This window comes from Dietzia sp. DQ11-71 (assembly GCF_014144995.1).
Lineage (GTDB): Bacteria > Actinomycetota > Actinomycetes > Mycobacteriales > Mycobacteriaceae > Dietzia > Dietzia kunjamensis.
The window spans coordinates 1-8,009 of sequence record NZ_JAALDT010000473.1 but is presented as its reverse complement, the minus strand read 5'-3'; the positions used below and the strand labels follow the sequence as shown (position 1 = coordinate 8,009).

At 64.8% G+C, this 8,009-nt stretch carries 11 protein-coding genes; 2 read left to right on the top strand and 9 right to left on the bottom strand.

Features of this window, described 5'->3' with window-relative positions:
• Positions 1 to 244 precede the first annotated feature (244 nt).
• A complete protein-coding gene (locus G6023_RS14820) occupies positions 245 to 688 on the top strand; it encodes a hypothetical protein (protein WP_067716069.1) in 444 nt (147 codons plus the stop codon).
• Positions 689 to 722: 34 nt separating this feature from the next.
• On the opposite strand, the gene G6023_RS14815 is transcribed toward G6023_RS14820, so the two are convergent.
• The 5 genes from G6023_RS14815 to G6023_RS14795 all read right to left on the bottom strand — a co-directional run bounded on the left by G6023_RS14815 (position 723) and on the right by G6023_RS14795 (position 4,647).
• Positions 723 to 1,202, bottom strand: a complete 480-nt coding sequence (locus G6023_RS14815; protein WP_182636222.1) for a cupin domain-containing protein — start codon at positions 1,200 to 1,202, stop codon at positions 723 to 725.
• A 362-nt stretch (positions 1,203 to 1,564) separates the two neighbouring features.
• The gene (locus G6023_RS14810) at positions 1,565 to 2,143 is read right to left on the bottom strand and encodes an ATPase (protein WP_182636220.1); all 579 of its coding nucleotides are present in this window, start codon (positions 2,141 to 2,143) and stop codon (positions 1,565 to 1,567) included.
• Positions 2,140 to 2,679 carry a hypothetical protein gene (locus G6023_RS14805; protein ID WP_132064195.1) on the bottom strand — a complete coding sequence of 180 codons (540 nt, stop codon included), beginning with the start codon at positions 2,677 to 2,679 and terminating at the stop codon, positions 2,140 to 2,142. The genes G6023_RS14810 and G6023_RS14805 overlap by 4 nt, the downstream gene beginning before the upstream one ends.
• A 107-nt stretch (positions 2,680 to 2,786) precedes the next feature.
• Positions 2,787 to 3,620 carry a TIGR04255 family protein gene (locus G6023_RS14800; protein WP_132064194.1) on the bottom strand — a complete coding sequence of 278 codons (834 nt, stop codon included), beginning with the start codon at positions 3,618 to 3,620 and terminating at the stop codon, positions 2,787 to 2,789.
• Positions 3,621 to 4,368: 748 nt separating this feature from the next.
• Positions 4,369 to 4,647: a WhiB family transcriptional regulator gene (locus tag G6023_RS14795; protein ID WP_182636218.1), complete on the bottom strand. Its 279-nt coding sequence runs from the start codon at positions 4,645 to 4,647 to the stop codon at positions 4,369 to 4,371.
• A gap of 127 nt (positions 4,648 to 4,774) precedes the next feature.
• Here G6023_RS14795 and G6023_RS14790 point away from each other — a divergent pair, with 127 nt between their 5' ends.
• Entirely contained in the window at positions 4,775 to 5,392 is a 618-nt protein-coding gene (locus G6023_RS14790; RefSeq protein ID WP_159148594.1) for a response regulator transcription factor, read from the top strand.
• Between the two features lie 99 nt (positions 5,393 to 5,491).
• Here G6023_RS14790 and G6023_RS14785 read toward each other — a convergent pair whose 3' ends face one another.
• From G6023_RS14785 to G6023_RS14770, 4 genes are read right to left on the bottom strand one after another with little or no spacing between them, the layout of a single operon-like run.
• On the bottom strand, positions 5,492 to 5,782 hold the full coding sequence (locus G6023_RS14785) for a type II toxin-antitoxin system RelE/ParE family toxin (RefSeq protein ID WP_132064193.1): 291 nt from the start codon (positions 5,780 to 5,782) through the stop codon (positions 5,492 to 5,494).
• Complete coding sequence (locus tag G6023_RS14780) at positions 5,779 to 6,012, bottom strand: type II toxin-antitoxin system ParD family antitoxin (protein WP_182636216.1); 234 nt, start codon at positions 6,010 to 6,012, stop codon at positions 5,779 to 5,781. Before G6023_RS14780 ends, G6023_RS14785 begins: the two co-directional genes overlap by 4 nt.
• Before the next feature lie 42 nt (positions 6,013 to 6,054).
• Complete coding sequence (locus tag G6023_RS14775; protein WP_067716058.1) at positions 6,055 to 6,897, bottom strand: ABC transporter ATP-binding protein; 843 nt, start codon at positions 6,895 to 6,897, stop codon at positions 6,055 to 6,057.
• A complete protein-coding gene (locus G6023_RS14770) occupies positions 6,897 to 7,832 on the bottom strand; it encodes an ABC transporter substrate-binding protein (protein WP_182636215.1) in 936 nt (311 codons plus the stop codon). The genes G6023_RS14775 and G6023_RS14770 overlap by 1 nt, the downstream gene beginning before the upstream one ends.
• Between the last annotated feature and the right edge of the window lie 177 nt (positions 7,833 to 8,009).

Below are 8,009 nucleotides of genomic sequence, written 5' to 3'. Positions count from 1 at the left end.
CGCGCACCGGCTGGCGCCTGCGCCCGGAGGCCCCACCACGAGCACGCCGCGCCGCGTGTCGGCACATCGCGCGGTCGCGCGTGCCACGGTGTCGGACCGCACCGCCGCACGGGTCGTGTTCCACGCGGGCACGGGACCCTCCTCGCTGCGCCGAAAAAATCAGGTGTGACGCACTCTATCGACACCTGTCTGCGGCGGTACACGCTATAGGCAATCTGTTCCGTTCTCGTGGAGAGGTAACCGCATGACCCGCCCGTCGACCGTCACCGCCGCGTCGTGGATCTGGCTGTTCTGCGGCCTGTTCAGCACGCTCACCATCACAGGCGTGCTGGCGGCGACCGACCTGTTCGGGTTCGTCGTGCCGCTCGGCGGCCCCGAGGACGTGTCGACCGCCGCCCCGGGGGTCGCATGGATCGGCGCGATCATCGCGATGGGCATGGTGTCGGCGATAGTCCTGCAGGTGGTGGCCGCGGTGAAACTGCGCGACGGCGAGCGGTGGGCGCGGGCGCTGTTAACGATCGCGGCAGGCCTCACGCTGGTCACCGCGCTCTGGGACATCACCCTGTGGTCGGCGTGGGTGCTGCTCGGGGCCCACCTGGTGGCGTTCGTCCTGGCGTACACCGACTCCGCCACCGCGTACCTCGAGGTCCGGTCCCCCGACCCGGCGTGGGCGCCGGTCTACGCGTAACCCGGGCAGGAGGGTCGCTGGTCACACCGGCTGCCTACTGCTCACACTTCGCGAGATCCGTCTCCTCCGTCGGCATCCCCTCCGGAGTGAAGTGGGTGACCATCACCACCAGGTCCTCCGACCCCTCATTGACCGTCTCGTGCACGTACCAAGGGTCTTCGACCACCGAATCGCCGGCGCGGTAGACGTGTACGCCGCCGGGGTGGGCGTCGGCGTAGTGGGTGAGTTCGCCCTGCTCCACAACCACGACCAGTTGTCCGTGGTGGCAGTGTCGACCGGTGCCGACCCCGGGCGCGAGGGTGATACTGCGGTGCGTCACCGTCACCCCGTCGGCGCCGCCGTCCACAGCCAGCTCGATGGGTTCGTCCTGCTTGCCTTCGACAATGTCCAGGGCGCGGATGGTATCCCGCTCCACTACAGGAGGCTCGGTCGATTGCGGGCTGCACGCGGCCGGCGCAAGCACGGGTACTGCGACGGCGAGTGCGACGCCGCCTCGGATCGATGGGCGCGTCATGGTCACTCCCCCGCGTCCGCTCGGACGGTCTCGACTCACAGGCTCGGCTCCACGCTAACGCACACCGGGACGCGGGTGAAGGATCGATTACGGAAGGTTGATAAGGGAACTGCACCGACGACGACGGCTCTCCCGCGTCCGCCCCCAAGCATTGGGAAGGCGGAACTGACGGGATGGGCGGTCACTGCACGGCCGGTTGGCACTCCGGCCGCGGCAGGGAACTTTTTTCGTCAATGCGCGTCCACCAACGAGCAGAGAAAGGAAGCGGCGGTTTCGGGCTACAACCAGGCCGCTCGAGGGAGCAATCACGACTGCGGCGAATACAAGGTCAACCAGCCAGCCTGCGCCGACCATTTGGCGATTTACAGCTCTCGCGAACCACGCAAGAGCGTTGCCGGAGTCCAATCTGGCCAATCAGGCTCGTCCACAAGTATGCCATTGATATATTGCGCAACCACGCGCGTTTTTGAGCGCTCGTTGCTGTATACCGTTGCCTGCCCACAGCGTGGGATGGCAGCTTGAACAAGAGGCCACACACGGTGGTAACGCTCACGGATCTTGCTTTCGGGAACAGAATGGCCGCCACTATTCACGCGCAGACGGACCCTTTCGACTGCAAACTGTTCGGGCACCATCAATACATGGAGGACCACTCGGAAACCCGCGTCGCGGGCACGATCAATTAGTTCGAGCTTCGACGGGTGCGAAAAGACCGTTTCTGCAATGAATGACCTGCGGCGCACAATAAGCTGGTTCCGAGTTAACTCCGCGACCTTTGCTGCTTCGTAGGAGTGCGACTCTTGGTCTGTCGGCCATTTGCGTTTAGCGATCTCGTCCGCATTTACAAACGGCACACCCAGTAGCGGCTGCAATTGTCGATCGACTAGTGTCGACTTACCCGCGCCGTTGCAACCCACGACCAAGTCTAGGCGCGGATTCACCAGTCAAGTACGACCGTAGATCCGTCTGGCCGGTATTCGACCATACGTCCAGCGTCATCCAACGCGACCGAGGCAAATCCTTCCGACGCGCGACGCTCTACATGATCGTCGCTACTTAGCCTTTCCTCCAGCCGGGCATCGAAACCGGCGTCGTGAACCACCGCGTCCTCCTCGGGAAGTAGCTCGCTCGGTATTGATCCCGTTTTTTCTTCAACCAAACGTCGATATACGGACAACCGAGCAATTAAGTTGCCGGCGATCTTTTTCCAGTCATCGACTTCCATGCCTCGACCGGCCACCACCGCAGAAGCTTTTCTATCCCCCTCGTGCACCTCTGGACCCAGTGAAGCATCTGTAAGCCGCTCATCGGACCCCGCCGAGCCTAGAGTGTTCACATAGTTTTCAATGAGCACTCGCGAAACAAACGTTTTGAGTTCGGAATCTAAGACGTTTTCGCTGGCGACTACAAGCCTTACCGACTTAGCGAATTCATCCGCGCGCGCTTCGCTACCACTTAGCGCCGATCGAATTGCCATGTATCCGGGACTTCCTGAGCCTGACAAGATCGCCTTATACGCGGAGTTGAATTTATCTTCCGAAGACGGTAGGTGCGAAATCCCCGCAGCCCTATCAGTTAGTGTCATTATCGGATCAAACTCCTTGTAGCGTCCGTAATAGAGGCTTCAAAAGCATAGTTCTTTACCGCCCTTAGCGAGGCCAACTCGTCCACCAATTGATCCCCCATCCTCTCCGCCGAAACATCAATCACAACGGGCCGCCGTGCGTCGATATCCAAAACAACCTGAACGCCGCCAGGCTCGTCGCCATCCGGCGGCAGGCTGGCTGTCGTGATAGCGACCGTGCCCTCTTCCGCTATGGGTAGGACTATTTTGCCGAAAAATCCTACCGCGGATTGCGTCAGGAAGGAAGGGATCTCGACAGTGGTTCTTACGTAGTCGCGAATATCTGTTACTCTGTCGGGGAGTTCGATCTTATTAATGTACCTAATTCCTACAGCTACTATCCGGCGTGGGGCGACGGCCGCAACATAGCTAGAAAGGGCATTCGTGGCGTGCGCGAGGAATCTCTCCCAGGTCAAATATTTCTCAGTGGTGGAGTACACGAACTCAGTCGCCCCACAGAACGCTACGTGCTCACCTTCCTCCGAATAAGGCGTGGCGCTTGATTCAAACGTGTAGCCCTTAATATGCGCGTCTCTGGTGGCGGTGGGGGGGTCGCTAAGTGTGTAACGGACTTCGCCGACAGCTTCAGCGGTCACCGTAGGGCCTGAGAAGGTATCTTGATCGCCGTATACGTGTTCCAAAGAGTCGAGTTCAAGCCCCAGTCTTGGTTCAACCTCGATGGACATTATTGCTTCCACGATCGGCGCGGCAGCATAACTCTCCACCGGCAACTCGATTTGCGGCGAAGACGTCAAAACGTTGACATCGTCGTCTCGGAGCTCATGGGTACTCACAGATCCCACACTAGCCGAGCGGTTACCGCCGCTTGGCGGACCGACATCGGCGATCCGGCGTTTCTAGGTCCTGACGGCTCCTGCATGCCTTCCCCTCAGGGCCCTGCCCTCTAGCAGTAGTGCCGATCCATCCCGCACTCATGCAGTACACATCAGTCGGCGCGCACCCCTACTCTGGATCACCGCCGCAACGTCGTTGTCATCGCCACCGGTCGCGCGGCTGCGCGCTGGCCTTATACCGCCAAACTGTGACTGGACGACCTCATCGTTGAGCCCTCGCGTGATCGGGAGCTCGGCAGCGCTGCCGCAAGGCTGGCGCGCCGGGGCCAACGGCAAGCAATGCCCATGACGTCGACGTCTCAGACAACGGGCAGCGGAAGTGGCGGGCCGGCTGGTACCGGCCCGCAGTCACCGGGTGGCACGGAACCGGCCGTCCTCCGCCGCGCGGCGACCGCCGCCTCGCGCACCCCGATCTCATAGCGAGGTCGATTTTGATCGCGTTTGCTCAGGCGAGACCAGCACCGATCGCTCAATTATGAGCACTCGACGAGGCCGCCAACCAGAGCGTTCCGAGCTTTCAGTGTCAGTTCCGAGGGTGGTTTATGGGTGGGGCAGGCGTCGTGGGCCATGTCGAGACTCCCACGCGAGTGCGTGGTACGTTCCTACATCCTCACCTGGGGCGGGTCGGTACGAGGACTGCAGCTCCACCCCAGCCCGGGTAGCTCGCGTGAGCTTGGAACCCCTCATCTCACCCCGTCCGCTGCCGCCCGGCGAGCTTGTGCCGGTCGAGTTCGGTCATCCCACCCCAGACGCCGTAGAGCTCGCCGGCCTCGATCGCGAACTTCCGGCAGGTCTCGAGCACGGCGCAGCCGGAGCAGATCGCCTTGGCGGCGTCCTCCTTACGACGACGCACTCCCTTGGGCTCGTCCTCCGCGCTGTAGAAGAGGTCGGGGTCCCCGACGCACGCTCCGTCGTCCCTCCAGGCCCAGTACTCCGATGTGGGTGTCAGATTCCTGAACCGTGGCACTCGTACTCCTGTCGCGGATGGCGGAAGATCAACGTCGAATTGTCTACCGACACCGCCCCGGCGCGCCTCACCCTTAGGGGTGTAATCGCTGGCGCGGCCGGTTGTGATCCGTTGCTAGGCTTTGCCCATGCCGATCAGGGTCACAGTGGTCAATGACTACCTCGTCGTCGTCGCCGGGGTGAACGCCTTCCTGGCCCCCTACTCCGACCGGATCGAGATGGTGGAGAAGGAGATGGTCTCCAGCGGATCGGCCACGGTGGACGTGGCCCTGTACGACTCCTTCGCCTCGTCCCTGGGCAAGGACGACCGCCTCGAGAACCTCCTGCAGGATCCGACCATCGGGGCGGTCGCCGTCTACTCGTTCACCTCGGACCCGGCCGCGGTCCGAGACAGCCTCGACGCGGGCGCCCACGGGTTCCTGTCCAAGTCCCTGACCGCGCCTGAGCTGGTGAGCGGCATCGAGCAGATCGCCGCCGGGAACCGCGTCACCCTCACGGGAACGGGCCTGCCGATCATGGGTCCCGACAAGTGGCCTGCCAAGGAGGCCGGCCTCTCGCACCGTGAGGCCGAGGTGGTCAGCCTGATCGTGCAGGGGCTGTCCAATGATCAGATCGCCGAGCAGTGCTACCTCTCGCTCAACACGGTCAAGACCTACGTGCGTTCGGCCTACCGCAAGATGGACGTGACCACCCGGGCGCAGGCTGTCGCGTGGGGCATCGAGAACGGCCTCAAGCCGGACCGGTAAGACTGGGGGCGAGGACGACGACAAGAACGACGACGACGACAAGGTCACCTGCCCGCCCCACCGACGCAGATGCCGGGTCGGGCGCCGGAGCCGTCTATCTCACACGTGACGGGACGGATCCATTCGCTGGTGGAGGAGCCGGATGACATCCACAGTGCCTTCCGTCTCCACATAGAACACGACGTGGCTGCCGATCGCGTAGCGACGGTACCCGGGGCGGATCTCGTCGCAGTCGCGTCCACGCGCCGGCTCCTCGGCGACGCGTTCGATTGCCGCTCGTATCTCCGATATGTACGTCTCGGCTTGCTGGATATCCCAGCGTTCCCGGGTGAAATCCCAGATCTCGTACAAGTCGCTCTGGGCTGCGGGGGTGAGCCGATAGCTCTTCATGCTCGCTTGGTCGCGATGAACGCGTCGAAGTCGAATTCCTCCGGCGCACCGCTCTCCTCGCCGGCAATGAGCGCGCGGCGCAGCGCGGCGAGCTGGGTTTCGTGGTCCTCGAGGAGCCGGAGCCCTGCTCGGACGACCTCGCTGGCTGAACGGTAGCGCCCGGACTCGACCTCGCGAGCGAGGAAGTCGATGAAGTGTTGGTCCAAACTGATGGAGGTGTTCTGACCCATGCGGCAACGATACCAAGAATTGGTAACACCGTGGCTCCGGATTCAGCTCCGGCCACGCCGATCGAGCGGGACCACGGTGGGCGTTCCCGTCACCGGGTCGGCCGCGATCAGGCACGGGAGCCCGAAAACCTGCTCCGCCAGCTCGGCGGTGAGGACCTCGGCCGGGGCGCCGGTGGCCACCACGCGGCCGTCCTTCATCACGACCAGGTGCGTGGCGTAGCGGGCGGCCTGGTTGAGATCGTGGAGCACGGCGATCACCGCGCGACCGCTCTCGTGCTGGTCTCGGAGCAGGTCCAGCACATCGTACTGGTGCGCGATGTCGAGGTAGGTGGTGGGCTCATCCAGCAGGAGGATGGGCGTCTCCTGGGCCAGCAGCATGGCGACCCACACGCGTTGGCGCTGGCCGCCGGAGAGTTCGTCGACGAACCGGGTCGCCAGATCGGACACGCCGGTGGCGGCCATCGCGGCGGTCACGGCGGTGTCGTCGGAGCGGCTCCACTGGCGTAGTGGGCTGTGGTGCGGGTGTCGGCCCCGGGCCACCAGGTCGTCGACCCGGATCCCCTCCGGAGTGACGGCGCCCTGCGGCAGGAGCCCGATCCGGCGGGCGACCTCCTTGGTCCGCAGCTTGTGCAGGTCGTGTCCGTCGAGCAGGATTCGCCCCTCGCCGGGAGCGATCACCCGGGCCAGCGCCTTGAGCAGCGTGGACTTGCCGCAGGCGTTGGGGCCGACGATCACCGTGAACGCGTCCTCGGGCAGTTCCAGGTCGAGGTCGGTGGCCACGACCCGGCGTTCGTAGGCGAGCCGCGCCCCCTCCACCGTGAGCCCGCGCCCGCGCTCGAGCTGGGCGCCGGCGCGGGCATCACGGTCGAGGGAGGTGGGGCGCATCAGCCCAGGATCTCCTGGACGTCGTCGAGGATCTCGCCGGCGCCGAGGACGCCGATGCCGACCATCCAGGTCTCGTCCTCGACCTCATAGGTCTGGCCGGACTTCACAGCGGGCAGGTCGCCCCACAGTCCGGTCACGGTCGCCATGGTCGTGGCCGACGGGTCGCCGCCGGGGTTGGTGAAGAACACGACCTCGCCGGTGATCTGCTCGTACAGCTCCGGGGAGAGCTCGGCCATGGAGTACTCGTTCCACTCGCGCTCGCCCAGGTCGAAGCCCATCTGGGACAGGATCGAGCCGGAGAACGTCTCGGGGCCGTAGAGGCGGAAGTTGTCCGGGCGGAACCGGACGATCGACAGCGTGGTGCCCTCGGCGCCCACCTGCTCACCGACCTCGGCGATGCGGGTGTCGAGGTCGTCGATGAGCTGCTCCATCTCGTCGTCCTCGCCGACGGCGGCGGCGGTGATCCGCGCCTGCTCCTGCCAGTCGGTGCCGGAGTTCTCGGAGTACACGGTGGGGGCGATGCCGGAGAGCTCGTCGTAGATGGCCTCGTGGCGGACCTTGGCGCCGATGATGAGGTCGGGGGCCAGCGCGGCGATCGCGTCGATGTCGGGCTCGGAGGTCAGACCCACGATCTCGGCGTCCACGTCGCCGAGGTACGGCGGGGCGCCGGTGCCGGCGCCGGATTCGGTGATCCCGACGGGCGTGTGGCCGAGTGCGACGAGCGCGTCGAGGTGCGGGGAGTCGAGGACGACGACCCTCTCGGGCGTCCCGTCGATCACGGTCTCGCCCATCGCGTGGGTGACGGTGTAGGCGTCGTCCGAGGAGGCCTCGGCAGTGTCGCTGCTGCCGGAGCACGCGGACAGGGCCACCGCGGAGGCGAGGGCCATGGCGATCAGGGCGGGCACCGAGCGGCGCCGGCGTGAGATTCTGGTCATGGATACAGATCAAACCACACAGGCAAGGCTCACCTAACAACTAGTCTGGTCTAGGGTTCCACCGTGGCCCCACGACCTCTCCCCGACGCCGACGCCGACGCACGGCCCGCGGTGCCGGCCCCCGACCGGGCAGCCGCCCCGGCAGCAAGCGCTGCCCAGCCACCCCGCCTCGGGGTC

Coding starts and splice junctions, on each gene's coding strand:
- G6023_RS14785 (WP_132064193.1), bottom strand. CDS start 5,782: ATGAAGAGCTATCGGCTCACCCCCGCAGCCCAGAGCGACTTGTACGAG.
- G6023_RS14790 (WP_159148594.1), top strand. CDS start 4,775: ATGCCGATCAGGGTCACAGTGGTCAATGACTACCTCGTCGTCGTCGCC.
- G6023_RS14770 (WP_182636215.1), bottom strand. CDS start 7,832: ATGACCAGAATCTCACGCCGGCGCCGCTCGGTGCCCGCCCTGATCGCC.
- G6023_RS14805 (WP_132064195.1), bottom strand. CDS start 2,679: ATGGCAATTCGATCGGCGCTAAGTGGTAGCGAAGCGCGCGCGGATGAA.
- G6023_RS14775 (WP_067716058.1), bottom strand. CDS start 6,897: ATGCGCCCCACCTCCCTCGACCGTGATGCCCGCGCCGGCGCCCAGCTC.
- G6023_RS14815 (WP_182636222.1), bottom strand. CDS start 1,202: ATGACGCGCCCATCGATCCGAGGCGGCGTCGCACTCGCCGTCGCAGTA.
- G6023_RS14780 (WP_182636216.1), bottom strand. CDS start 6,012: ATGGGTCAGAACACCTCCATCAGTTTGGACCAACACTTCATCGACTTC.
- G6023_RS14820 (WP_067716069.1), top strand. CDS start 245: ATGACCCGCCCGTCGACCGTCACCGCCGCGTCGTGGATCTGGCTGTTC.